The organism is Actinomadura meyerae (genome assembly GCF_900188445.1).
GTDB classification, from domain to species: domain Bacteria; phylum Actinomycetota; class Actinomycetes; order Streptosporangiales; family Streptosporangiaceae; genus Spirillospora; species Spirillospora meyerae.
Map to the genome: position 1 here is coordinate 1 of NZ_FZOR01000071.1, position 23757 is coordinate 23757.

Consider the following 23757-nt stretch of genomic DNA (forward strand, 5'->3'; position numbering starts at 1 on the left):
CCCGCAACTGGCCCTGGGCCGACGCCTGGCGGCAGTTGTTCACCACCCTCCACGCCCCACCCGACAGCCGCTGACCTGCCGTTATCCACCGCCCGCCAGGGCCCGACCGGAACGAACACGTGGAAAAGCTGGGCAGACCAGCCGATCACCCCTGCCCGCGGGCGGCCGACAACTCAACCGTCCTCCCGAAAAGACCGAGAGATCGACCTCGATACACCATCGGTGGATCGAGGCTAAGCCGGCGGGCGTTCCATCTCACTCCAGGAGCCCTTGGGTGCGAATCCTTGGTGACCTGGCCACGTCGGGCAGCTTGGGACTTGTGGTTCCCACGGTGTGCTGGACGCTTGTGCAACTCACGCGCATCGTCTTGCGTCACCGTTGGGAATGCAAAGTCCTGGAGCGCACCCCGGATGACCAGGTGTCCACCACGGTCCGCGCGCTGAGCACTGCTCAACGCAGCCAGCGCAAGTAGCGGACCGGGCAAAACGGACATGCAGCCCTTGGGTCTTCGGTTGTACCCTTGGGTGCAGCTTTAAAACTGTAGAAGGTTCCATGCAACAGCAAAGCGGCTGGGATGAACCAGCCGACCTAACTCGCCACCTCCTTGCCCTGTCCGAAGCGGTTGAGGGAGGCTCGCTGCCTCCCACGGGGAGGCTCCTGGGTCTGCCAGAGTTGCCACACAACGACTGTTGGGTTGACATAGCGGGAGCATCTGCCCTGACCGGAGTAAGACCCAAGACGATCACCAGTTGGCTGAGCCGACGTGGCCCCAAGCGCAACCCATTTCCAAGACCTCATAGACTGCTGTACCGCCTGTATTGGCCGCACAGCGTCATACATGCCTGGCAAGAACGAGAGGGTCGCCCATCCTCCTTCGTGCCTCACGAGTTCTAGGGGCGTAACTACCCTGGGCGGGAAGGTCACCTTTTGGTCGGCTGACCTGACCGCTTCGCGCTTTCGGGTGCTCGTTCGCGCGAAAGGGCGCCCTGTCTCGCGGGAGTCCAGGGGGCGGAGCCCCCGGTTCCAGCGTCCCCGACCTAACGGTGATTAGTTCTCTCTACTTACATCTCTGAAATTGGCTCGCCGGTCTGGTAATCGACCTGTATTAGCTTGCCCAGCCGCAGAGAGGCTTCCAAGAGCTTGTCAGCGACGGCCTTCCTTAATTGCTCGCGGAGCTCCTCCATCTCATGTTCGCTTCCCCAGACCGAAGCCAATGTCTGCTCGAGCGGCAACCGGAAACCTACCCCCTGAGGCCGTTGGGCCTCAAAGAGTGTCGTCCCGTCCTCCTGGACATCCAGAATGTAATGCACGTCTACCTGTGGCATTTGCCGGATCTGTCGGTCCCGCTCCCGCCGGGCCTTGGCTCGCGCATAGCGGGCAGGAGTGATGTACAGGTGCCGGAGCATGTCCTCAGCTAGAGTAATCGCGTCTTCGGCATCCTCGTGGGTGGCGAATACGGCGATGTCGTGGGCGCCGTCGTTTCCTACCTCCTTGAGATGGATAGCCCAGTCGAACAATTCGGCTGTGATTGCGCCGGAGGCTTGGAGATCATGCAGTTTGGCGTGTAGGGTTTTATGTCCCCCTCCGGCGGTGGCGCTGGCAATGCCCCTATCGGCGCACAGCGCCTCAAGGGTGCGGCGGACCATGACCGTAGCGGCGGTGTGTGCTCCTGCGTGGTGGCACAGACGGGCCTCGGCCAGGCTTGCAGCGAGCGACGCTGGTATCGCCGGGTCAGCTTCATTGTGGCGAGCAGGCGGCCAGAGTCTCTCAAAGTGTTCTGGCGATCCTGTGAGAACGACCCGCTGGCAGCACTTCGCTCTGTCTGATCCAGGGACGCGGTTGTTTGCTTCGCAGACTGCGATCACAAGGCCTTCGCGCTCAAAATCGCCTGCTACCGCCTCGGGGATGAGGCCGCCCCGAACCCCACAGCTTGGGCAAGCAAGCTCACTCAGGTCGTTCCGGTAAACGCGCACGTATCGACTGTAACGAGCGTCAGCTTCAGGCGCCTGCGAATTTGCTCGAACCTCAGCTCGTCGCCGCGGTATAGGCGGACGTGCGGGGCTGCGCGACAGTACCGGACGGAACAGACCGCATACCCCTGCACGTAGCGCCGGGATGGGGCACCGATCCGCGTTGACGTGGTGACCTTGAAGACGTGCAAGAGGCTTCATCTGGTCCACGATGGCGATCGCGGTCTGCAACACTACGAGGAGTTCCGTCAGTCAGGATGCCTGTAACGGTCGCCTATAGGGCTTCCGCCGGCTTCAGGTGTAGCAATGTTGGCGAGTGTTGCTGTCGCGGTATCAGCCCCCTCGTGAGGGGCGAGGGGGCTGACGATGGACCGGATTAGGCCTAGTCCTGCTTGGCCAGCAGGCGGTGAAGATCGGCTGTGACTACGCGGTAGGTGGTGCCGATGCGGATGACCTTGCAGGGGAAGCGGTTTTCGCGGGCGAGTTGGTAGGCGCGGGTTCGGCCGAGGCCGAGGGCGCGGGCGGCGGCTTCGATGGTGGTTGTTGTGGGGAGAGCGGCGAGTTCCTCGCGAGTCATCGGTTCCATGTTCAGACCTCCTGGCTGTTCGAGCGGCGGGTTTGGGCGAGTGAGGGCCTGCCACTGTCGGGAGGTTGCGCAAGGAGTGTGGGCTCGGTGATGGGGATGGGGAAGTCGGCGGCGGCCAGCAATGCGCCGGCTCTGTCAGCCTCGTATGCCTCGTCGTGGGTGAGGGTGCTGCGCGTGGCCGGGGCCGGGTGACTGTGGACGGCGTTGATCTCTGCTTGCGCTTCGGTGAGAACCGCGCAGAGGGCTTGGGCGTGGCGTTGCGCGTCGACCAGTGACTGGCCGTGGCGGTTCAGGACTTCGGTGATGTCTTGGCCGTGGTCGTGGCCCAGGCGTCCGGCTTGGAGTTCGCGCAGGAAGAAGCGGCTGAGCTGGTCGAGGAGTTGGTCGAGGCCAAAGGTGGCTGCACCGAGGTTGCCGAGGATGGCGTACGCGGTGGAGGGGAGTGTCAGGCCGGGTGGGCCGACGGTGGCGTGGTTGAGGTTGCGGACACCTTCGGGCAGTGCCGCGGCGAGCCGGATCGTCTCTTGGTCGTCACGGGGCGCGCCGACAGGGTCTTGCATGGGGTTGGCCATATGAGGGCTCCTTGGCGAGGTTGAGTGGCTGGTTCGGGTGATGCTGGGTCACGGCGTCGTCCTTCCTGATTGGGTCCTGAGTGGGTGACGCAGTAGCAGGTCCTTCAGAACGTGTCCTCTTGGCGACACTGGTCGCCAGGAGTCACTGACCTTTACTTTCCGTTAGTATGCGGCAGCGTTGACCATTACGCCACGATCGCGCGTCCCGGCGTGGCGCGTGCCGCATACCGGAGTCAGCGCGATGTGCCTCGGCGGCGGGTGGAACCAGGCGCTGGGGCGGCCTGCCTGGGGCGTTGGTGCGTGGTGGCTGCCAACTGCTCGTTCAGTGGGACAGGGAAGTCGGCTGCTGCGAGTCGAGCGGCATTGTGGCCTGAGACGTGGGGTGCCGTTGTCATTGGCAAGGACGGAGATGGCGGGCGGGGACTTGTTCGGCTGAGTCCAGTGAGCTGCGTAGCGGCTTTGCGGGCGGCTGTCGCTTGAGCGATGCGTTGTTGCATCTGACGGAGTTCCGCGACGGTCTCGATCAGAGCGGCGAGGTGCGTAAGGAGCTGGGATAGAGAGCCGGCGAGGCTGGGGCGGTGACTGTGGTTCAGGCCGGTGCCGATTGTTGAGCGGGCCAGTGCTCGGGCCACGGCGCGAAGGGCGCCGCCGTAGGGGGTCGGACGCGGCTGACGTCCGTATGGCTCACGGGCTGCACGGTCATAGAAGTCGGCGGCGTATGCGAGTTCTCGGTTGCCGGTGATGGCTGCGGTCACGTGTAGGACGTCGGAGGTTGCGGCGGCCAGGTCGGCGCGGGCGGCGGGGTCTTGGATGTGACGCATCTGCCAGGTGGCCGTGGCGGTGGCTCGAGCCGCCTGCTGGTAGGCCGCTGAACGTTCCTGATGCGTGAGTTCCACTCCGCTCGGGCCGTATCGCCCGGCCTCTCGTCGGTCAAAGGAGTGTGCGTGTGGTGGACTGCCCCAGCGGTGGCGGAGCTTGGGGAGGGTGAGATTGGCAGCGAGTTTCCCGCCGGAGAACCAGACCTGTTGTCCATCCTGATTCGCGTGGTGCGGGAGCGCGACGGCGTAGCCGGTGATCTCTCCTGGGGTACGGGCACTCTGGCGAGTCTTGACTAGCACTCCTGCTTCTCTGAGGGCGGTGAAGAAGTCGTCCTCAGACTCGGTGCTGGCGGCCGCGGTCGCGACGTGTCGGCGTAGGGCGGTGCGGGGTGGCTCCGTCCAGTTCTTGCGGTGGGCGAGTTCGGTTTCGGCGCGCGATGGGCGTGGGGCCGCTGTGCGGTCGGCGGGAGTAGTTCGGGTGAGTCCGTAGCGTTCTTCGATGATGTGACATGCGTTGGCGACCTTGAAGTAGTCGCGATGGACGCTGGGGTTTCGTCTATCCTCACGGGCCAGGACGGCGACCAGGTGAATGTGCTCGTCGGCGTGCCTGACCGCGATCCAGCGGCATGCCCGGTCGTCACCACGTGGAGCGAATCCGGTCTGGTGCATCACCTCTTCGGCGATGTCGGCCCATTCATCGTCGGACAGGAGCCGGTCGGTGGGAGCCGCTCGGATTGAGCACTGCCAGACCGGCAAGTTCAGCGGGGTGTGCCGGAGGGTGTCCATGGGAGAGGTGAGGACGCCGACCAGGTGTCGGAAGTCTCGGTCCCCTCGGACGTCCAGGTCAGGTTCCAGGGCCATGGGGAGCCTGAATCCGGCTATCAGGTGGGGATTGACGTGCTCGTTGCGCCTGCCAGGGCCGTACAGATAGGAGAGCAGGCGCGCGACGCTGTGCCCGCGGGTGACTTTGCCGATCAACGAAGCCGCCGGCTCGCCTCAACTGAGGCCGCGTCGACTCTTCGGAGAATTCTCTCCAGGTACATCAGTGCGGCAGGAAGCTCGGACGGCTCTTGCCCTGTGCTGTTTGCGAGGCGAGTCAGTTGATTAAGGTTCACGCCGATCTTGTTCAACTGCCGGGCAATAGCGCGTAGTTCCTCGCAGAGCTCCGCGTTCTGTTGGTATCCGGCCCCGTGCTGATGGGTGACTGTCTGGAGCGTATGGACGATGAACGTCCCGTAGGCCGTTCCGGCCCGGTGAGCTGCTGCGCGGATCTCCTCGTATTCCTCGTCGCTGACTCGGAAGCGCATCTCTCGGTCCCGTCGGCGGCCTCCGCCCAGCTGTGAGCGCCGCTGAAGTCTCGGCGACCTGGGGGCCTGGTCGTTACTCGCTGCGAACACCTCCGATCACTGAACAGGACCGCGCTCGGTCCTGCACCGCAACAGTGCGCCGCGGATTCTGATGAATCCACAATGTGTCGCGACACGCTCCTACCTTGCAGCCTCTAAGCAGAGCAGCAGCCAGATGCTGCCAGCATGTGACTTGCAATGCCTTTCGCCGTTGCGGCGGGTTGAGGCGTGCCGCGCAGTTATGAACGATTCGGCCTTCCAAGAGGCCGTCAACAGGCTAGCTCGTCCCAAATATAAAAGCGCTACTCAACTCGCCAGCGCCTGTTCTCATGCGAACGGCACGCAGGCGAGCATCCCCAGGCTCGGGGTGCCTGGCACCTCCTCGCCAGAGGGTCACGGAAACGCCGAGTAGTGCGGGTTCCAGTACCCGATGGCTGCCAGCTGAACTGGATGTACACCATCGATCGGGGCCAGAAGCAGCCGTCTCGTGGCGGGACTTCAACATGCGGGAGATGCCACCCTCGAATGTCCCGTCAGGATGCGACGGCAACCGACCAGGACGCGGCGGAGGAGGTCGCTGCGCCGACGGCGTGCTACCAAGTCAGTGGGGCGGGATGGACTTGCTGCGGAAGACGCCTTCCTCTCCGGCGTGGCCCAGGTGCCGTCCGCTGTCCGTGAAGCCGCTACCTCGCGCTGGTCATGGCGGTCGCTGACGCTCCGGACATCGGGATGCTCTAGCATCGCGTCGATGCGTCGAGCGAGGTCAAAGGCGCTCTTCGCCTCGACCAACTGATCAGGCAGCAAGGCCCAGAGGGAGCCGGTGTACTCGCCCCAATAGATGCACAGGCCGGGGTAGCGCTGCCGTACGACTTCCACGGCCTGGTCGAGATCGAGTTCTCCTGAGAAACCACGGTAGTGCGCAGCAGTAGCCGCCTCAAGAGAGGCGCCGGGATGGGCGGCGTGCTCACGGAAGGTCACGACATCCCTTCCAGGGCGAACGCAGCGAGCGCGCTCGTAAGGTGATGGATGGCTCATGGGTGTCGTGCGGCCGGTGAATTCCGGGGGGAATCAGCCACCGACCGCACGACGGGCCAGCCGGGGGACGGCCGGCAAAGGACGCGCACCATGGGGGTGCGGCGCGCGTTCCGGTCTCAGCGGTTGATCAAGGCCCAGGCGGCGTGGCCGTCAGCACAGTCGTACTGGCCGGTCTCGTCGGCGTAGGCATCCGCCAGGATCAGTCCGCGTCCGTGCTCGACGGGATCGACTTCCTCATCGGTCCGAGCGGGGACCGGGCCGTCGTCCAACACCGTGAGGCGCGTCTGTCGGCTGCTGATGCAGAGTTCGGCCCCGATCCGACCTCCGAGCCCTCCACTCGCCGAGTGCCACAGCGCGTTGGTGCCGTACTCACTGACGATCAGTTCGAACGCCTCGGTCAGTTCGGCGTCGTCGGCCAGGAGCAGGCGAACCCAACGACGCAGCAGGGGCACCGCATCGGTCACGCCCGGGACGTCAACACGCCAGAAGTGACCGTCCGTGTCAGCTTCGCCGTTCTCTCCGTCGGCGGTGGCCTGGCGCGGCGTTGGTGCCGTTGAGGCGACCAAGGCGTCGTCCAGGTCCGGCATAACGGAAAGGGTGCCGCCGCCCGTAGTTCCGAGTGTCTTGGAAGATCTCTCGGGACTCTGGAGATGGGGCGCTGCCAGCGCCCTCGAAGCTATCCTCATCCATACCTCCCTTGGGAGTGAGGCCGCGCGGCCGGGCGAGGGCTCCAATCCACAGCCCGGCCGCGCGGCGGTCTCTGATCAGCGACGACAGCCTCTGCGTCGACAAGATCAACGTCTGCTGAAGCAACTTCCGCCACATGCTGTGACTCGCCGCACACCGTCAGTGTGCTGGGTGGCATACTCGTGTGCAACTGCTCTCGTGAAATTTCTCCTGAGATGGAAGAGGTGGCGCGGTGACCTCTCCGACGGTCCGACGCCGACAACTCGGCATGGAACTCCGTCAGTTGCGTGAGGCGGCAGGGCTCACGGGTGACCAGGTCGCCGAGCGGCTGGGCTGGTATGGAGCGAAGGTCTCTCGGATCGAGAAGGGGCGGATTTCCGTCCCTTGGTCGGACGTCATGGACCTCCTTGATCTCTACGAGGTTCACGATCCCGCCACTCGTGAGGCACTCGTCCAGTTGGCCAAGGCGGCGCGGCAGAAGGAGTGGTGGCAGCCCTACAGCGACATGCTGAGCAAGAACGCCCGGACCTATATTGGTCTGGAGTCAGCGGCCGAGTCGCTTCGGACGTATCAGCCGTCCTCCGTCCCGGGTCTCCTGCAGACCCCCGACTACGCGCGAGCGATCATCACTCGTGCCGGCCCGCTGACGCTGGGAGAGGACGAGATCGGACGCCGCCTCAGCCTCCGGCTGAAGAGACAAGCCGTCATCACCGAGGCGGGCGGCCTTCGGCTCTGGGCAGTGCTGGACGAGGCCGCGCTCTACCGCGAGATCGGAGGACTCGATGTCATGCACGAGCAGCTCATGCACCTGGTGGAGATGGCGCACCACCCGGGGGTCGACATCCAGGTCATGCCGTTCAGCGCAGGTCCACACGCCTCACTGAGCGGCATGATCGGAGTCTTCAGCTTCCCTGGCCCGGATCCCGACGTCGCCTACGTCGACAGCGTCTCGGGCACCCTCTTTCTGGAACGTGCCGCCGATGTGCAGGCCACATCCACTGCATTCCAGCACCTCAGCGCGACCGCCCTCAGCCCTGCGGCATCTGTGGACCTGATCAAAGCCATCGCCCGTCGCCACCAGACCGGGTAGACAAGTAGGCATGATTCCGGATTTCAGCCAAGCTTCTTGGATCAAGAGCACCCGCAGCCAGCAGACGACGGATCAGTGCGTCGAACTGGCCGGTGTCAGCGGCTACGCGGCCGTGCGGGACTCCAAGGATCCGGAAGGTCCCAGGCTTGTCCTCGAAGGTCGAGCCTGGCGGAATCTTAGGCATCAGATCAAGGCTGGGACTTTCGACCGGAGGTGAGTCGGCTCAGAAGGCCGCTTCCGCCCCCGCAAGCGCTGTGGTCCCTCCACTACGGCAGCGGAGGGACCACGTGTGAAGACGGTTACTCGTCCAGATAGAGCAAGGCCGTGATGGTCTTCTTGCAGATGTCGCAGTGCATGGGTGCTTCCTCCGAGGCCAGGTCGCATTCGACCGTGGTGACGCGGTCGATGACGCCCGATGCCGCTTCAGTTGCCCAGGCGTCGGCCCATCGGCGGGTGTTGGCGGCAAGGTCGTCGACGTAGCGCGCGGTCATCTCGTAGAAGGCGCGGACGCCGTACTGCTTCATGTAGCGCCAGTTGAACTGGAGCGACAGCAGCGCGATAGGGAACGGGTGCTCGACCAGTCCCCGCGCCCAGCGTTCGGAGACGTCGTCGATGTCCAGGCGTGCGGCGCGCTCGTCCAGGACCTGCCACGTGCCGTTCTGGTCGTACTCGATGAGCACGTCATCGAGGAGCTTGCGGGCGTTGGTGAGGTTCCGGGTCTTGCTGGCGAACAGCTTGGAGACGCTCATGCCGAGTTGCTCGTCCGGACCTTTACGCGCCTGGTCGATGGCCTGCTTGAGCTGGACCGCGTAGGCCGATTCCCACGACAGGCACTCCCCGAAGGCCGACCAGGGGTCGGGGAACCCCCTTTGCTTGATCGCGGCGAAGATGCGATCGCCTTGCACACCCATCCGTGGCTCCAATCATGGAGTTACCTCGACGGCGCACACCTCCCGGTGAGGTGCACGGCAAGCTCGCCGGTCGGGACCTGGGTCTGCTCTCCTGTGTCCATGTCCCTGACCGTGATCACCCCTGCTTCCTTGTCGGACGCCCCATAGATCAGCACGAACCGGGCCTTGCGGTCGGCCGCCCACTTGAGTTGCTTAGCCAGTTTGCGGCTGGCGGCCAGATACACCTCGGTCTGCAGGCCTGCATCCCGCAACTGCGCGGCAAAGCCCATGACGTCGGACGCGTTGTCCTCAGCGATCACGGTGACGGCGACATCGATCCTGTGCGCATCACCCTGGCCGTCGCCGAGCAGGCCGATGATCCGTTCGACACCGAGAGAACCACCACATGCTGGCACGTCTGGACCACCAAGCGCGGCGATCAGCCTGTCGTAGCGGCCGCCGCTGGCGATCGACCCTGGCATTCCCTCGGCGACCACCTCGAAGATGACGCCGGTGTAGTAGTCCAGGCCGCGGACCAGACTCGGTGTGAACGCGATCCGGTCTTGGCCCACCTTCGGTGACGCCAGCTCGAGCAGCCGGTCGATCTCCTCCAGACCCGCGTGTCCGGCCTCGCTGTCCTTCAAGGCGGTCCGCATCCGCTCCACCGCATCGACTGCAGTCAGGTCACCGACCAGGGCCTCGGCGATGCCGGGAGCCAACGACCGGGCGTCCACCAGCTCGGCCGCGACCTTCTCCGGCGACAACTTGTCGAGCTTGTCCAGGGTGATGAGCACGCCGCCGCCGAGGTCGGCGGGAACGCCGTACACCTCCAGCAGGCCGGAGAGCGCTTGGCGCGAGTTCACCAGCACCCGGTAGTCACGTAGACCGACCGCGTCCAGCGCGTCGGTCAGCGCGCACACGACCTCGGCGTCCGCGAGCGGGGACGCCGAACCGACCACGTCCACATCGCACTGCGCGAACTCGCGGAACCGGCCCTTCCCAGGGCGGTCCGCCCGCCACACCGGCCCCATCGCGTACCGCTTGTAAGGCGTCGGGAGCTGTGATCCATAGCCAGCGACGACCCGCGCGAGCGGGACGGTCATGTCGTACCGCAGAGCCAGATCGGCTTCGCCGGTGGCCTCATGCTCCCCGCGGCGCAGAATCTTGAAGATCAGCTTGTCGCCCTCGTCGCCATACTTGCCGGTCAAGGTCTCCAGCCGCTCGAACGCCGGCGTCTGCAACGGCTCGAACCCGTACCGCTCGAACACCCCGCGGATCCGCGCGAAGACGTGCTCACGCGTGCGGAGCGCACCGGCGAGGAAATCGCGGGTGCCCGACGGAGGTCCGGCCTGCTGTGACGCCATGAGAACTCCTGACCAACGTAACCGAGCAACGAGACAAAGCAAGTCATGGAAACCTGGCCACACCCGGACGCAAGGCGAACCAGGGGACCACTGCCTTCTGATGGTATCGACGACCCCGTCATCGTCCCGATCGAACCGCTGGCGACCCTTTAAGCGGGCCTCGTGTCGGGAAGTCTTGGCAGGAGGGGGTGCGCCGATGAGGCGGAACGGATATCACCCGAACAGCACCAGCCGGGCGCCGATCCCTCCGGCCAGCACGACCAAGGTCGCGGCGGCGATCATGACCGCTACGGCGCCGAGTTTGCCCGCCAACAGCCGTCCCCGGCCGACCGGCGCGAACGTACCGCAGTGACCCCCAGTCCGCCTCCGGCAGCCTGACGGGATCTCCGAAATGGCACGGAACATGCGCGAAGCGCACGCCTCGATGTTCTGTGCAGAAATACGCACTGCGCGTAGCTTCATGGTGAAACCATGGCGATCGACATTCACGGCCGGTCAAGGAGGCGGTATTGGACGGATTCGACGAGAAGCTCGAGCGGCTCCGGCGGATCCTGGAAGGCAGGGAGACGTACGGGCCGGAGAACCTGTCGCGAGGCGACCAGGCCCGGATCTTCCAGCTCACCGAGATGTTCGACGAGATCGTCAAGCGGGCCCGACAGAACAGCGCCGACGCCCTGCCGAAGAAGCCGGTGGATCTGCTGGTCAGCCTGAGCGGCTTCTCGCCCATCACCACGATCCTCACCTTCAAGCTGCTCCGTCCCAGGCGCCTCCTGGTCATCAGTTCCGAAGCGTCCCGGAACTCGATCGACGTCATCGCCGACGAACTGATAGGAAAAGACGGTCTGCGGCACAGTGATTTCATGCACGAATCGGTGATGCCGACCGATCCGCGCTCCATCTACCGCGTCGTCAAGGAAAAACTGGGCGGCTCGGCCGCCGGGCGGGCCACGCCGAACGCCGTCATCGACATCACCGGCGGCCGGAAGGTCATGAGCGCGACCGCGGCACTCGCGGCGTGGCAGCTGAACCTGCGCCTGTGCTACCTGGAAGGCGACTACAGCCCCGAGCTGAAGCAGAACCTCCCGGGCAAGGACCGCCTCATGCTGCTGGACAACCCCGAGGCCTTGTTCGGCGACCAGGCCATGGTCCGGACGAACGTCATGTTCGACTCGGGGGCGTTCGACGGTGCCGCCACCCAGTACGACCAGCTCGCGCAAAGCGTGCCGGATCCGCAGCGGGCCCGGTTCATGCTGGCCCTCAGCAGGCTCTACGGAGCATGGTGCGATCTTAATCTCGCCGAGCTACCCAAACTGGCGGAGGCCGTCCGCACGACGATGAAGGGCGTCGACACCGACCTGAGCGTCGCCGAGCGCCGGAAGCTAGATGCGCAACTCGACTTCGTCGGCCGGCTGCCCGGCGGCGCTTCGCCCGCCGAGCTGGTCCTCTGTTTCTACCTGCTGGGTCAGCACTACGACGACATGGGCCGCCGGGATTTCGCCGCCCTGCTGTTCTACCGGACCATCGAGGGCGCGCTGAGCCAGCGCCTCGAAACGGCAGTCCCGGGCTTCGACTGTTCGGCTCCCGACTACGCCCGGTTCCCGAGGGGCGCCGATTTCGTGCTCGACGGTTACCGGCGCACGCAGCGGGAGGCGGGGATGCCAGAGTCGGCAAGCCTCCCCCACGCGGTCGGATCCTTCGCTGCAGCACTCCTGCTCGCGGTCTTGGACGACCCGATGATGGGGCCCGCCAAGCTGCGCTCTCCCAAGCAGCTCGGCGAGCTGCGCAAGGTCAGCGTGATCCGCAACCGCTCGGTCCTCGCGCACGGCTCCACCAGCATCACCAAGGCCGACACCGCTCGGCTGCGGCACATGGCCAGGACCGTGCTGGGGGCCTTCTGGGAGCAGAATGGCACCGGCGTGGGCATCGCGGTCCGCCAGAAGGAGTTGATCTTCATCAAGGCCCCCTTCTGACCGTAGACGCCATGAACCGTGAGGAGGCGCATGGAGGCACCCCTCGAGTGGATCGACGGCCTGCTCGCCGCTGCCCCGGCCCCGACCGGGGACGACGATCGGCCGATCCTCCTCGACCTGTCGTACGACCCGCGGCGGCTCGAGCCGCTGCTGAAGCAATGCCGGGCCACGGTACGCGAGCTCGACACGCAACTCGAGCACGTCATCGGCCTCGACCGGAGGACGGGGAACAAGGACGGCCCCTTCGCGTTCGTCTGCCATATCGTCACCCCCGAGTTCACGCTGGTGGTCGCCCCGCGGATGGGAAAGGAGACACTCCAGTCGATGGCGGTCATCGTGGCCGTGCGGCGCCGGACGACGCTTGAGCCGAGAAGGGTGCCGCGCGTCCACGTGCGGCGCCACCCGCTGTGGGACGAGGCTCCCTGCGACCTGGAGGCCGTGCTCGACGAGTTCACCGTGCGGCAGACCAGGCTTAACGACGCGTGGAACACCGCCAGGGACGTCCTCGGCCGCGTGACCGAAGCTGCGCCAGAGGACCGGCGCCTCGCGGACGAGTGCGAGCGGCTGTTCGCCCCGCTGGAGGCGGTCTTCCGACTGCGGCAGAAGCACGAGGAACTGACCACCGCCCTGCGCGCCGAGGGGACCGTGGTCGTCCGCCCGGGCGGACGCCTCGAAGGCTTCGACGATCCCCAGGCCGAGGAGGAGGGGCTGACCGTCGTCCTGGCGAGCGGGGACGGACCCCCGTTCCCCGAGGACGCCCGCGTCACGGTGTCCGGGGACGGCGGGGAGTGCGGCGCCACCGTGGCATCGTGCGAGAACGGGCGCATTCGGCTGCGGCCCCGAGGTCCCGCGAGGCGGGCGGCCGAGGTCCTCGCCCTCGGCGGCGAGGTGACCGTCACCGGGGACACCGCGGTCATCGAGCGGCAGCAGCGGTCCGCGCTCACCCGTTTCGCGCAGCGCAACGTCGTCGGTGACTGGTCGGCGCTCGCCCGCGTCCTGTGCCGACCGCACGAGCTCCAGGGCCCGCCGCCGGGCGGGGACCGGGCCACCCCGCACAAGAGGCTCAGCGTCGAGCAGGCGGAGGCCGCGCGCGCCGCGATTAATGCGCCGCACGCGCTGTTCATCCAGGGCCCGCCCGGCACCGGCAAGTCGACCGTGATCGTGGAGACCATCCGCCGGCTGGTGGCCGAGGGGGAGCGGGTCCTGCTCGTCGCGCCGATGAACGTCGCCGTCGACGAGGTCCTCCGCCGCCTCGGTGACAGCGCGCTGCTGCCGATACGCGTCGCTGCCGATGTCGAGAAGGTGCGTCCGGAAGTCCGCCGGTTCCACGAGGACCGGCTCCGCGCGGCCGTCGTCGAGCGGCTGCAGGACGACGGCCGCGACCGCACCGGCGAGTGGACGAGCCGCCTCGCGCTGCTGACGGAACAGGCAGAGGCCGTCGCCCGGCTCGACCGTGCCCTCGACGCCCGCCGTGCAGCGGAGAAGGCGCTGACCGATGCTGAGTTGCTGAAAGGGGCAGCCGAGCAGGAATACGCCCGGCGCGACGCCGCCACAAGGCAGGCGGTCGAAGAGGCGGAGCAGTTCGCCGCCGGGCTCCCCGCCCGGCTGGACGACGCGTCCGCGGCGAACCGAGCTGCACAGGACGAACTCGCGCGGGCCGGGGCCGTCCACGAGCAGGCCCTTGCAGAGTTGAGGCGGGCCGAGAAACGGGCGGGGCGGGATCGCGCCGAAGCCGATGCCGTCACGGAGGAGGAGGACCAGCAACGCCAGCAGCTCGACGGAGCACGGAGAGACCTGGTGGCGGCCGAGTACCGCGTGGAGTCCCTGGACAGGCAGCGCGACCAGGCGGCCGTGGACCTTCCACGGCTCCGTCGACTCGTCCAGGCCGCCGAACGCGACTTGCACCTGGCGCATCAGGCGACGGAGGGGTGGAAGCGCGAGACCGAACTCGCCGCCCAGCGGCAGGAGGAGTACAGGGAGCAGCAGGGATGGCGGGGGCGGCTCATGTCCTGGGCCGCCATGGGGGAGTTCGGCCGCCTCGCCGCCGAGACGGAACGTGCCCGGGCGGCGTGGGTGGACGCCGCCCAAAGGGCGGAAGAGGTCGCGAAGGGGGCCCGACGCCTCCGCACATCCATCGACCGGCTGGAGCGCCGTACCGCCGCCAACGAGGAGGAGGTCCCGGTCGTCCTCGCCGCCATCGAACGGCTGCGCGTGGAGTGCCGGGCGCAAAGCGAGATCCTGGGCCGGACAGCGCGGCGTCGGACCGACGCCGCGGCGCGCCATGCTGAGTCCGTCGCCGCAGTGGAGAAGGCGATGCACGCGTTCCAGACGGCGGAGCGCGAAAAAGCCGGGGCCGCCGAGAGCCTGCGGCGCACGTACCGCGACCATCGCGCCCTCCAGGACACGCACCAGCAGGCGGCCGCGGCCCTGACCACGGCCCAGGAGAGACGCGCCAGCGTCCTCGCCGAACTGCGGACGGCCATCGCCACGAGCGAAGCAGACTGCGAGCAGAAGGAAGCGGACCTCGCCAAGGCGCGTGCCTCGCACGAAGCGGCGGCCGCCGCGCTCAACGGGACGGAACCCGAGGCGGACGCGCTGGACCGGGAGATCCGGCGGCTCCGGTCGTACCAGCGGCTGCAGGAGCGCTGGAAAGAACTCACCCAGGCCGGCGATCAGCGGAACCGCGACTCCGTCGAGCTGGTGACGACCGCCGTCCTCCAGGCCGCCAACGTCGTGTGCGCCACGGTCGAGGGCATCGCGGGCCGCGACGTGTCCCGGTACGCCGACTTTGACACCCTGATCGTGGACGAGGCCAGCCGTGTGACCGACGGCGCCTTCCTCGTCCCCGCCGTCCGCGCGCGGCGCTGGATCCTCGTGGGCGACGAGCGCCAGTTGCCGCCATACGTCGCCCAGGAGGCCGAGCATCTCGTCCACGCACTGCTCGCGCTGCACGACCACGCGACCGCGGGGACCGATCTCGAAAGGGCCGTCGAACGGATCGGGGAGCAGTGGAAGGAGGAGGCCGAGCAGCGGACCTTCCGCAAGACCACGGTGCTCGCAACGGCGCAGAGACTCCTCGAAGACGGTTCCTGGGGCCGGCACTACCGGCCAGCACTCGCTAAGGAGCTCACCGGCCTGAGCGCCCGACTCCTCGCCGCCGGAGAACGGGAGATCGATCCGGTGCGGGAACTCCTGCAGTCGCTGTCCCGGCGCATGGTCACCAGCCTCTTCGAGAGATGCGTTGCCGATCCGGCCGCCGCGCACCTGCGCCGGCGGCTGACCGTGCAGCGGCGGATGATCGAGCCCATCGCGTCCCTCGTCAGCGAACCGGTCTACGGCGGCGCCTACACCTCGCCCGACGAGCGGACCCTTCGCGACCACGGCATTACCCCGTTGACGAGCGAAACCTTCCGAACGCCGGTCGTCTTCTTCGACACCCACCGCCACGCCGCCGCGGTCGAGGAGCAGGACGGAAACGGGTTCCGCAATCCCTGGGAGGCCCGTTTCATCGCCGACCTGTGCCGCCGCTGGGACCACGAACTCGCCGCCGACCCCTCCGTCACCAAACCGGTGACCATGTCGATCCTCACCTTCTACAAGGCACAGGCCCGGCTGATCCGGAGGGAGATCGGCCAGGACGGTTTCGAACAGCTCTGCAACCCGGTCGTCAACTCGATCGACATGATCCAGGGGCAGGAGAGCGACCTGGTCGTCATCGACTTCGTACGCCGCCGGAAAGCCAAACCCGGCCCGGCGTACGGGCTGTGGCTCCAGGACCTGAACCGGCTCAACGTCGCCGTCACCCGTGCCCGCCGCGGACTGATCATGGTCGGCCACGCGCACACACTGCGGAACCTGCGCGGCCGGCCCGACGCCCAGGCGTTCTACCGCCACCTGTTCGCATCCCTCGAGACACGGCCGGAGATGACCCTGGCAGAGGACGCGAAGCTGTGAGCCAGGGGACCGCACGAGCCGCGCAGCCGGGCCGCTCCGGCGATCCGGCCACCGGACGGCGGGGAGCCGCGCGCCGCTCCGGCGGCCGCCGCGCCCCGCGACCCGCCCGCAGGGTCACCACCGCGCGCGGGCTGACGGCGACCGTTACGGTCGAACCGGCCCAGCAGGCCCCGCCGCCGCCCCCGCAAGGTACGCGGCTGTGCCTGGACGAGGCACTGCTGCCAATGTTCGTCTGGCCAAACCTGCCGGTGCTGCGGGCCGAACGCAAGCGGCTCTCGATCATCGAGCGGTTCGTGCTGGAGATGGCGGCCGAGCTGGAGGACTTCACCACCGAGGAGTTCGGCATGCTCGTCGGGCTGCCCTCGCAGGCGCTGACCGCCATCGCCCGGTCGCTCGTGGCCGCGGACGCGCTTCAGCCCACCGCAACCGGGTACCGCGCGACCCCGCTCACCGAGCGAACGCTCCTCCAGGAGGAGGTCGTCGTGCACAGGGAAGGCCGGCAGAGTTTCGTGTTCCTCCCCGAGACCAGCGAGCTGACGGCACCGCACGAGCATGCGGCCGGCTGGATCGGGCGGATGGCGCAAGCACGGGTGAGGCCCGTGTTGAACATGCCGCTCCCGGCCGCCTACGACGGCAAGACCCGAGCCGAGTACATCGACGAGCGTCTCGCCGAGGACAGGACGCTTCCGCGCGACATCGTCCAGGTGCTGCGTACAGAGGGGCAACAGGTCAGCATAGCCAACGTCGACCCGGTCACGAGCGCGCCGGTGTGCCCCGTCTACCGGGCCGAGAACGTGGTCGTCGAAGGGACCGGCCCGGCCGAGGTCACGTTCCGGCTGACCGGCGCGAAGGGGGCGGACTCGATCGAAGGCAGGCTCACCGGGGCCGACGAACTGGCCGAGATCTGGTGGGATCTCGCCGGTGTGCTCGCGCATCCTTCGGTGACCCCGCTGGTGTGGGGGGCGCTCCGGCCGTCCCGCCGGCTGGAGGACCCACCGGCGGGGCTCGTGCTGAAGGAGACGCCCGGCACCCGGTCCGCCTGGCTGCTGCGGCTGCCCGGGCCCGCCGCCCGCCTCCTGGCCACGGGGACGAAGCTGCTCTACCAGCCGCGCGGGCTGAAGCTGCGCGGAGAGCGCGGCACCGTCCGGATAAGGCTGGCCCTGGAACCGGCGGACGCCGAGGCCGAGGCGCTGTTCGCCATCGACCATATCGCCGCGCGCCAGAACACCAAGTCCCCGCCGTCTCTGGAAGACGAGGTGGCGGCCGCCCGGTCGGACCAGGTGACCGCCGAGGCCGTGGTGCGCCGCATGTGGCGGCTGCATTACTACCGGGCCGTCTACCGGCTGAGGGAGGACGATGACTTCGGCTACGGCTGACCGGTTCGACGTCGGATCCCGCCCCCTGCCCGGCGCGTACTGGATGCGCACCGGACGGCGGCGCTCCCCCTACCGGCCGCGCCCGGACGCGGGCGCGGGCCGCTACCGACACTGCTTCTCTTATGAGGACTCCGACCCCACAATCAAGGCTGCCGCGCTCGAGCTCATCGGCCGTGCGCGGCGAAAGATCTTTCTGGCCAGCTTCCGGTTCATCGACCCCGACCTGCGCGAGGCGTTGAAGAAGGCGGCCGACCGGCTCGGGGGCGGCGTCTACGTGGTCACGGCGATCAACGACCGGGACATGCGCGCCGAGATCGAGGACCCCTACGAGGACTACGAAGACGAGGCGGCCGCCGCGGGCGGCGTCAGCATGGAGGAGGAGAAGAAGCGCTACGCCGACCTGGTCACCTCGGGGATCTGGGTGCGCGGCCTTGAGGACTTCCATGCGAAGTTCCTCGTCGTGGACGACGAGATTGCCCTGGTGAGCAGCGCGAACCTCGAATGGCGGGCACTCGCCAGCACCGACGCGTGGACCGTGACGGGCGAGAACGGCGTCGTCGTCGACGACGCCGGGCAGGCATCCCTCCTCGGCCGGTTCTTCACCCGCCTGTGGTTCGAGCAGTGCACCTGGGACGCCGCCCCCGGGCGCGCCTACCAGAACCTTCGCCGCAGGCCGAGCCCATCGCCGTGCACCGTACCGGAACCCGCTGTCGGGAACGCTTCCGGGCTGATCTGGACGAGCCCTGACGAACCCGTCATCCTGCGGACGATCCACCACATCATCGACCATGCCCAGCATGACCTGCTGCTGGCGTCCTTCGCCCTCGCGGGCCTCATGGACGACCCCGACCTCCTACACGAACCACTGCGCGCCGCCATGGCCCGCGGCGTGGGCGTCCGGCTGCTCGTCCGTTCCCGCTCGTTCGCCGCCGCCCGCGCGGAGGCCGCCGCGCTGGCCGAGTTGGGCGTCGAGGTGTACGGAGATGACAAGACCCACGCCAAGTGCGCGATCGCCGACTCCCGCAAGGGCGCCCTCTTCTCTGCCAACTTCGACGCCAACCACGGCCTCTACAGTGGAGTGGAGACCGGCACCCGCCTGGACGGGGAGGAAGCACTCCACGACGCCGTCCACTTCTTCGAGCACTGCATCGCCCACGCGCCTCAGGCGCTGGAGATCGACCCGACGCACCAGCGCGCCTCAGCCCACATGGCCTCGCGCACGCTCCAACCTTGGGACGGGCCCGAAGAGATCCCGGTCCGCTGTAGGACGGACCACTGGAACTTGCTGGCGAACGCACCGGGCGCCGTCCTGTTCTCGAAGCGCACGGCCGGCGACGACCATGTCACGCTGCACGCGGCCGGCGGCAAATGGCGTCTCATCCCGGCGGCGGAACGCCTCGAACTGATCGAACGCCCCGGCAACGACGGGGGCCTCATCGACGACTGGCTGGCTCCCCGCCGCCCCGGCTCTGCCGAAGACCCCTACGAGAATCATCACCGCGGCATCTTCCCGGCGGTTCTCACCCGCCGGGACTCCTAGCCCTGCGGACCGGCGAGAAGGGCAGGGTTTCGGCTTCTCGCCAACATCTCTCGGCTATCGGAGGGTGGAGCGGTTGCGGGTTCTGGCGAGGGCTTCGAGGGCTGTTTCGTCGGCGTCGGGGAGGGTGTGCAGGTAGCGTTCGGTGGTGGCGATGGAGGCGTGGCCGAGGCGTTCTTTGACTATCTGGAGGTCGGCGCCGCCGTTGAGGAGCCAGGAGGCGTGGGCGTGGCGTAGGTCGCGCATGGTCGGTCTGAAGTCGAGGTCGGCGGCCGCGATGGCCGGGTACCAGATATTGCGGCGGAACCAGTCGTTGGGGATGTGGCCGTCCGTCATGCGTGTGCGGAGGGGGCGGGGATTGTCCTTGCCTTTGGAGCGGCGGGCGGCTCGGTAGAGGGCGAAGGCTCCGCGGCAGCAGTCGCAGCGGCATCTGCCGGCGGTGTAGGCGCTGAGGGTGCCGTGGTTGTAGGTACGGCCCTTGTCGTTGGGCTCGGTGCGGCCGAGGGCGGCCGGGTCAGGGATCTCGGTGATGCGGGCGCGGGGCTTGTCTTGGGGCGGCATGTGGAAGAGGAGGTCGTCCTGGGTAAGGCGCGCCGTCCTGATGTGGTCTTCGAGCTTCTCGGCCATCTGGGCGCTGAGCTTGAAGCGGCGGTACTCCTTGTCCTTCGGGTAGTCCTTGACGAGGAAGTGGCCGCCGTCCGGGTGGAACTTCGGGTTAAGCTCCACGACCGTACGGCTGACCGTGAGGATGCGGGTTCTGAGGTTGAGGTCCTTGGGACGCAACTCGCTGAGTTCGCCCCAGCGGAGGCCGCTCTCGATCTCGGTTTCGGTGAGGAGACGGAAGGTCCCCTCCGGGAGCGCGTGGTAGATGTCATCGAACTGCTCGGGCGTGACGATCTTGAGCGGCTTGCGGACGACGGGCGGGGCCTTCACTCCACGGCAGGGATGGAGGAACGTGACCTGGTCCTCCAGTGCCGTGGTGAAGATGGCACTGAGGATGATTTTGGTGCAGCGGATGGTCACGGGCGTCATGCCCTGCTTCTTGAGCTTGGCGATCCAGGCACGGACATGCTCGGGGAGGATGTCAACCATCCGCATGGAACCGAACTCCGGCATGATGTGCTTGTAGATGGTGTAGGTGTACCCCGATCGGGTGCTGGCCTCCATTTCATGGTTCGGGAGCCAGGTGTCCTCGACGTAGTCTTTGAAGCGCTGCCTTCCGCGTGCAGGTTCTCCGGTTCTGCCTTCGGAGACCTTCACTTCGGCGCGTTGCCATGCTTTTTCTGCTTCCTTCTTGCTCGCGTAGGTTCCGGCAGATCTCCGCTGGCCCCGGATGTCGTCGTAGTAGGCCGTGTAGCGAGGCTTGCCGTCCTTGCCCACCCTCTTGCGTGTCTGCCCCATAGGGCTCCCCACCTCCCAGACTTGATCATCTGACCCTCGTTTGACCCCGGACTATGAGTGACGACCGGATCCTAGTCAGCACCCACTGACCACGCTGTAGGCTGTCCACCTGGGACTTTACCGTGAAACGACGTTGATCACTCGTCTCGGTATTTGCGTGATCATCGGTTCGGGACGAAGAGGTCGTGGGTTCAAATCCCGCCACCCCGACACTGAAGTACCAGGTGAGAGAGGGGCTCGGAGTTCATCCGGGGCCCTTTTTCGATCTTTGAGGTCCGTGGGGAGCCAAAGGGGGGCCACCGTCACGCGACGGTTGCGGACTTCTTGCGACTGGTCTCTGCCGCTCGTGCGGCGAAGGCGTTGTTGATGGTCTCGGCGCCCGTAGTGATCATCGGCTTGAGTCGGTGCCGGTAGACCTCCTCGGTGACCGCTGTGCCCCTCGACGCGCACTGAGCCGAAGCTCTTGCAGCATCGATCACCAGGTTGCGGTTGTTAGACGCCGGAATCGGTGCGTCAGATCGCCCGTGAGCCGGTTGTGGACACCTTCTCCGATGTCCGGTCGCAGAGCCCGCTCGGTGAGTCTGACGATGTGCTCGAGCATCGCGCGACGAGGGGAACAGGGAGACGAAATGCAAAAGATGAGCGTGCGGCGCGGAAATGCCAGCGCGGCCCGTATCCGGCACCGGCTGTTGGCCGGGACGGTCGCGGTGGTGGCCATGGCCGCCGGCATGGCGGCGGTCGAGTCTCCGGCCGGCGCGGCTCCGTACGGGCCGTACACCTGCAAGACCGGCTTCGTGTGGCGGGAAGCGGTGCCGAACGACCAGGTATGCGTGACGCCACAGGTCCGCGACCAGGCGGCGACGGAGAACGCTCTGGCCGCCTCACGCAGGCAACCGGGGGGCGGAGCCTACGGCCCGGACACCTGCAAGACGGGCTTCGTCTGGCGATTGGCCAGGCCCCGTGACCTGGTCTGCGTCCCTCCCAGCAGCCGCACCCAGGCCTACAACGACAACTTCTACGCTGCCTACCGACTGCTGGAACCGGCATCGGTCCCACAGGGGACGCTGCGGGTGACCGATGTGATCTACCCATACAACGGCGGAGTCGACATCTGGGTATGGGGGAACAACCTCATCCCGAACAACGTCATCCGGTTCTATGCGATCCAACCGACGCGGCCGACGACGCTCATCCCTCTCGGAGGCCCGGTCCCGGTCAACGCGTGGGGTGCCATCTCCAACGCTGACCCGAAGGGCGTTTTCCTTGAAGGAAGGGCGTGCCTTGGCGACAAGGCACCAGCAACCGTGATCGGTGTCGAGCAGGCGACCGGCGCGGTCGTGAAGGCCGGCACCACCGAGGCCTTCATGTGCCATATCACGAAACCTTGATCCCAGTCGTGGTCCGGGGCTCCGGGGATCCACGTCCCCTCACTCACCCGTGACGCCGGCCATCACCGCGCAGCAAACTCCGCCGGGTCGGGCGGAGTTTGCTGTATTTCGGAGTCATCGCGTCACCTCCAAGCAAGCGCGGCGCACGCGCTCGTCGGGCGATGGGCATTCAGATGGCCGGCCTGCTCAACGTTCGCGGGGGAACGTGGCACGGACGGTGCGGCCTTGGGCGTCACCGGTCCATGACCAAGTCGCGGTCAGGGCCTCTACGGTGAGGAGGCCCCGGCCGCCCTCCGCCAGGTCGGTGATGTCTCGAAGGCGCGGCTGGCCCGGCCCGCCCTGGTCGGTGACGTAGACGATGACGCCGGCCACGTCCATGCTGATCTCGACAGTGAACCGCCCGCCGTCACGGCCCGATCGCGTATGCCGGACCGCGTTCACGGAGAGTTCGTCCAGGACGAGAAGAACGTCGTCCAGGCTCGGAAAGTCGGGGAGCAGATGCGCGGCAAATGCCCGGACAAGCCGGATCTGATCCGCCTTGCCGTGGAAATCCCGCCGCCAGTACATCGATGTCTCGGGCTTCGCCGGGACGGATACCGCGAGCAGCATTGATCACCTCAGATGGACGGTCCGCTATGACGCCTTCCATGCTCGGGACCACCCTCAATGCGCGCCTGCGGCTTCTGTCATCCAGATGCTCGCCGCAGGGAAGTTGCGTGCGCAGCAGGAATGTCCACGTACGGCGACGTGCGCGATCGTGAACGTTCACAGATGCGCACGTTCAGCTCCGGAACGTCGTGATCACAGAAGTGTGTGTACAGCCAGCCAGTCACCGACACCTACAGCGACCATGTGATAACACAGGGTTGAAAGGACGATGGTCCTCCGGTCAGCGTCCACCCCCAGCCCCCCACCGGCCCGATCACGGAGGTCACCGGTGACCAGCCCCTTCGTCCGCCGGCACCGACTCGGCACCGAACTACGGACTTTGCGCGAGCAGCGCGGCATCACCGCCGACGAGCTGGCCAAAGCGATCTTCCGCTCCCGAACCACGATCTCCAAGCTCGAGAACGCCCGATCCCGTCCCGACATGGGTGACGTTTACGGCATACTCCGCTTCCTCAAGGTTCCTGAGGACAAGTGCGAGGAGCTCTACATCATCGCCCGGGAGGCCGCCGACCGTGGCTGGTGGGACCATTACGGCGACACGATGGGCGCCCGTCAGCGCATGTACGCCAACATTGAGTCTGGCGCCGCAACTATCCGCGAGTACCACCAAACCGCTCTACCTGGACTTCTCCAATGCGTGGAGTACCACTGGGCGCTCATCGACCTGGACAAGATCGAAGGCTCCAGGATCAACTATGTGCCCGAGAAAAGCATCGAAGCACGACAGCGGAGGCAGGAGAACGTTTTCCGGCCCGGGGGCCCTTCAGTCGAGGTCATCATTGACGAGTTCGTCTTGAAAAGACTGGCGGTTCCGCGACCGGTCATGGTTACGCAGCTCCGCCACATGGTGCAGCTCGTTACGCGCGAACCGCGTTTCACCATCCTCATCCTGCCGCTGGACGCGCGGGTCCCGCCTGGCCGCCTCCCATCGTCCGCATACACCATATACACCTTCCCCGATCCAGCCGACCCGTGCCTGGTCGTCGCAGAGACCAGTAATTGCCTGGTTCAATGCCGTTAAATTAAGCTGCTGGGCAGATCAATCGGATCGTGGCCGGCGAGTCGTGGGTGATGTTCTCGTCCGTCTCACGTTTAACTCGGTAT

General features: G+C 66.8%; 18 protein-coding genes. 8 read left to right on the forward strand and 10 right to left on the reverse strand.

The features are described from left to right. Window positions 1–1061: 1061 nt before the first annotated feature. From CHF16_RS38185 to CHF16_RS38210, 6 genes are all read right to left on the reverse strand, one after another. The gene (locus CHF16_RS38185) at window positions 1062–1973 is read right to left on the reverse strand and encodes a DUF4145 domain-containing protein (protein ID WP_179271918.1); all 912 of its coding nucleotides are present in this window, start codon (window positions 1971–1973) and stop codon (window positions 1062–1064) included. A gap of 379 nt (window positions 1974–2352) precedes the next feature. Beyond that, on the reverse strand, window positions 2353–2556 hold the full coding sequence (locus CHF16_RS38190; RefSeq protein WP_218827034.1) for a helix-turn-helix domain-containing protein: 204 nt from the start codon (window positions 2554–2556) through the stop codon (window positions 2353–2355). A gap of 2 nt (window positions 2557–2558) precedes the next feature. After that, on the reverse strand, window positions 2559–3128 hold the full coding sequence (locus CHF16_RS38195) for a hypothetical protein (RefSeq protein WP_089331081.1): 570 nt from the start codon (window positions 3126–3128) through the stop codon (window positions 2559–2561). A gap of 233 nt (window positions 3129–3361) precedes the next feature. After that, entirely contained in the window at window positions 3362–4807 is a 1446-nt protein-coding gene (locus tag CHF16_RS42260; RefSeq protein WP_425427548.1) for a relaxase/mobilization nuclease domain-containing protein, read from the reverse strand. A 113-nt stretch (window positions 4808–4920) separates the two neighbouring features. Then, entirely contained in the window at window positions 4921–5343 is a 423-nt protein-coding gene (locus CHF16_RS38205; RefSeq protein ID WP_425427547.1) for a MobC family plasmid mobilization relaxosome protein, read from the reverse strand. Between the two features lie 1100 nt (window positions 5344–6443). Beyond that, window positions 6444–6914, reverse strand: coding sequence for an ATP-binding protein (locus CHF16_RS38210; RefSeq protein ID WP_179271919.1), 471 nt, complete (start codon window positions 6912–6914; stop codon window positions 6444–6446). A gap of 332 nt (window positions 6915–7246) precedes the next feature. Here CHF16_RS38210 and CHF16_RS38215 point away from each other — a divergent pair, with 332 nt between their 5' ends. Both CHF16_RS38215 and CHF16_RS38220 read left to right on the forward strand, forming a co-directional pair. Continuing rightward, a complete protein-coding gene (locus tag CHF16_RS38215; protein ID WP_143228326.1) occupies window positions 7247–8104 on the forward strand; it encodes a helix-turn-helix domain-containing protein in 858 nt (285 codons plus the stop codon). Between the two features lie 10 nt (window positions 8105–8114). Beyond that, window positions 8115–8321 carry a DUF397 domain-containing protein gene (locus CHF16_RS38220; RefSeq protein WP_089331086.1) on the forward strand — a complete coding sequence of 69 codons (207 nt, stop codon included), beginning with the start codon at window positions 8115–8117 and terminating at the stop codon, window positions 8319–8321. Window positions 8322–8403: 82 nt separating this feature from the next. Here CHF16_RS38220 and CHF16_RS38225 read toward each other — a convergent pair whose 3' ends face one another. Further along, the gene (locus tag CHF16_RS38225) at window positions 8404–9015 is read right to left on the reverse strand and encodes a hypothetical protein (protein ID WP_089331087.1); all 612 of its coding nucleotides are present in this window, start codon (window positions 9013–9015) and stop codon (window positions 8404–8406) included. A gap of 20 nt (window positions 9016–9035) precedes the next feature. Continuing rightward, window positions 9036–10358: a histidine--tRNA ligase gene (hisS, locus tag CHF16_RS38230; protein ID WP_089331088.1), complete on the reverse strand. Its 1323-nt coding sequence runs from the start codon at window positions 10356–10358 to the stop codon at window positions 9036–9038. A 509-nt stretch (window positions 10359–10867) separates the two neighbouring features. Here hisS and CHF16_RS38235 point away from each other — a divergent pair. The 4 genes from CHF16_RS38235 to CHF16_RS38250 are packed head-to-tail and all read left to right on the forward strand — an operon-like array spanning window position 10868 to window position 19198. Further along, the gene (locus tag CHF16_RS38235; RefSeq protein WP_089331089.1) at window positions 10868–12328 is read left to right on the forward strand and encodes a hypothetical protein; all 1461 of its coding nucleotides are present in this window, start codon (window positions 10868–10870) and stop codon (window positions 12326–12328) included. Between the two features lie 30 nt (window positions 12329–12358). Continuing rightward, window positions 12359–16282 carry a DEAD/DEAH box helicase gene (locus CHF16_RS38240; RefSeq protein ID WP_089331090.1) on the forward strand — a complete coding sequence of 1308 codons (3924 nt, stop codon included), beginning with the start codon at window positions 12359–12361 and terminating at the stop codon, window positions 16280–16282. Continuing rightward, window positions 16279–17658 carry a hypothetical protein gene (locus CHF16_RS38245; RefSeq protein ID WP_143228328.1) on the forward strand — a complete coding sequence of 460 codons (1380 nt, stop codon included), beginning with the start codon at window positions 16279–16281 and terminating at the stop codon, window positions 17656–17658. The genes CHF16_RS38240 and CHF16_RS38245 overlap by 4 nt, the downstream gene beginning before the upstream one ends. Then, complete coding sequence (locus tag CHF16_RS38250) at window positions 17639–19198, forward strand: phospholipase D-like domain-containing protein (protein WP_089331092.1); 1560 nt, start codon at window positions 17639–17641, stop codon at window positions 19196–19198. The genes CHF16_RS38245 and CHF16_RS38250 overlap by 20 nt, the downstream gene beginning before the upstream one ends. Window positions 19199–19252: 54 nt before the next feature. Here CHF16_RS38250 and CHF16_RS38255 read toward each other — a convergent pair whose 3' ends face one another. Beyond that, the gene (locus CHF16_RS38255) at window positions 19253–20596 is read right to left on the reverse strand and encodes a tyrosine-type recombinase/integrase (protein ID WP_089331093.1); all 1344 of its coding nucleotides are present in this window, start codon (window positions 20594–20596) and stop codon (window positions 19253–19255) included. 629 nt (window positions 20597–21225) lie between these two features. Here CHF16_RS38255 and CHF16_RS40745 point away from each other — a divergent pair. After that, a complete protein-coding gene (locus CHF16_RS40745; protein ID WP_089331094.1) occupies window positions 21226–21984 on the forward strand; it encodes a hypothetical protein in 759 nt (252 codons plus the stop codon). A 186-nt stretch (window positions 21985–22170) separates the two neighbouring features. Here CHF16_RS40745 and CHF16_RS38265 read toward each other — a convergent pair whose 3' ends face one another. Next, complete coding sequence (locus CHF16_RS38265) at window positions 22171–22593, reverse strand: ATP-binding protein (protein ID WP_089331095.1); 423 nt, start codon at window positions 22591–22593, stop codon at window positions 22171–22173. Between the two features lie 328 nt (window positions 22594–22921). Here CHF16_RS38265 and CHF16_RS38270 point away from each other — a divergent pair, with 328 nt between their 5' ends. Continuing rightward, window positions 22922–23674, forward strand: coding sequence for a helix-turn-helix domain-containing protein (locus tag CHF16_RS38270; RefSeq protein ID WP_179271920.1), 753 nt, complete (start codon window positions 22922–22924; stop codon window positions 23672–23674). Window positions 23675–23757: the final 83 nt, after the last annotated feature.

Bases quoted from the DNA above. Each gene is read 5' to 3' on its own strand.
- CHF16_RS38195 (WP_089331081.1), bottom strand. From the start codon at position 3,128: ATGGCCAACCCCATGCAAGACCCTGTCGGCGCGCCCCGTGACGACCAA.
- CHF16_RS38265 (WP_089331095.1), bottom strand. From the start codon at position 22,593: ATGCTGCTCGCGGTATCCGTCCCGGCGAAGCCCGAGACATCGATGTAC.
- CHF16_RS42260 (WP_425427548.1), bottom strand. From the start codon at position 4,807: ATGGCCCTGGAACCTGACCTGGACGTCCGAGGGGACCGAGACTTCCGA.
- CHF16_RS38220 (WP_089331086.1), top strand. From the start codon at position 8,115: ATGATTCCGGATTTCAGCCAAGCTTCTTGGATCAAGAGCACCCGCAGC.
- CHF16_RS38225 (WP_089331087.1), bottom strand. From the start codon at position 9,015: ATGGGTGTGCAAGGCGATCGCATCTTCGCCGCGATCAAGCAAAGGGGG.
- CHF16_RS38210 (WP_179271919.1), bottom strand. From the start codon at position 6,914: ATGCCGGACCTGGACGACGCCTTGGTCGCCTCAACGGCACCAACGCCG.
- hisS (WP_089331088.1), bottom strand. From the start codon at position 10,358: ATGGCGTCACAGCAGGCCGGACCTCCGTCGGGCACCCGCGATTTCCTC.
- CHF16_RS38240 (WP_089331090.1), top strand. From the start codon at position 12,359: ATGGAGGCACCCCTCGAGTGGATCGACGGCCTGCTCGCCGCTGCCCCG.
- CHF16_RS40745 (WP_089331094.1), top strand. From the start codon at position 21,226: ATGCAAAAGATGAGCGTGCGGCGCGGAAATGCCAGCGCGGCCCGTATC.
- CHF16_RS38190 (WP_218827034.1), bottom strand. From the start codon at position 2,556: ATGGAACCGATGACTCGCGAGGAACTCGCCGCTCTCCCCACAACAACC.
- CHF16_RS38250 (WP_089331092.1), top strand. From the start codon at position 17,639: ATGACTTCGGCTACGGCTGACCGGTTCGACGTCGGATCCCGCCCCCTG.
- CHF16_RS38255 (WP_089331093.1), bottom strand. From the start codon at position 20,596: ATGGGGCAGACACGCAAGAGGGTGGGCAAGGACGGCAAGCCTCGCTAC.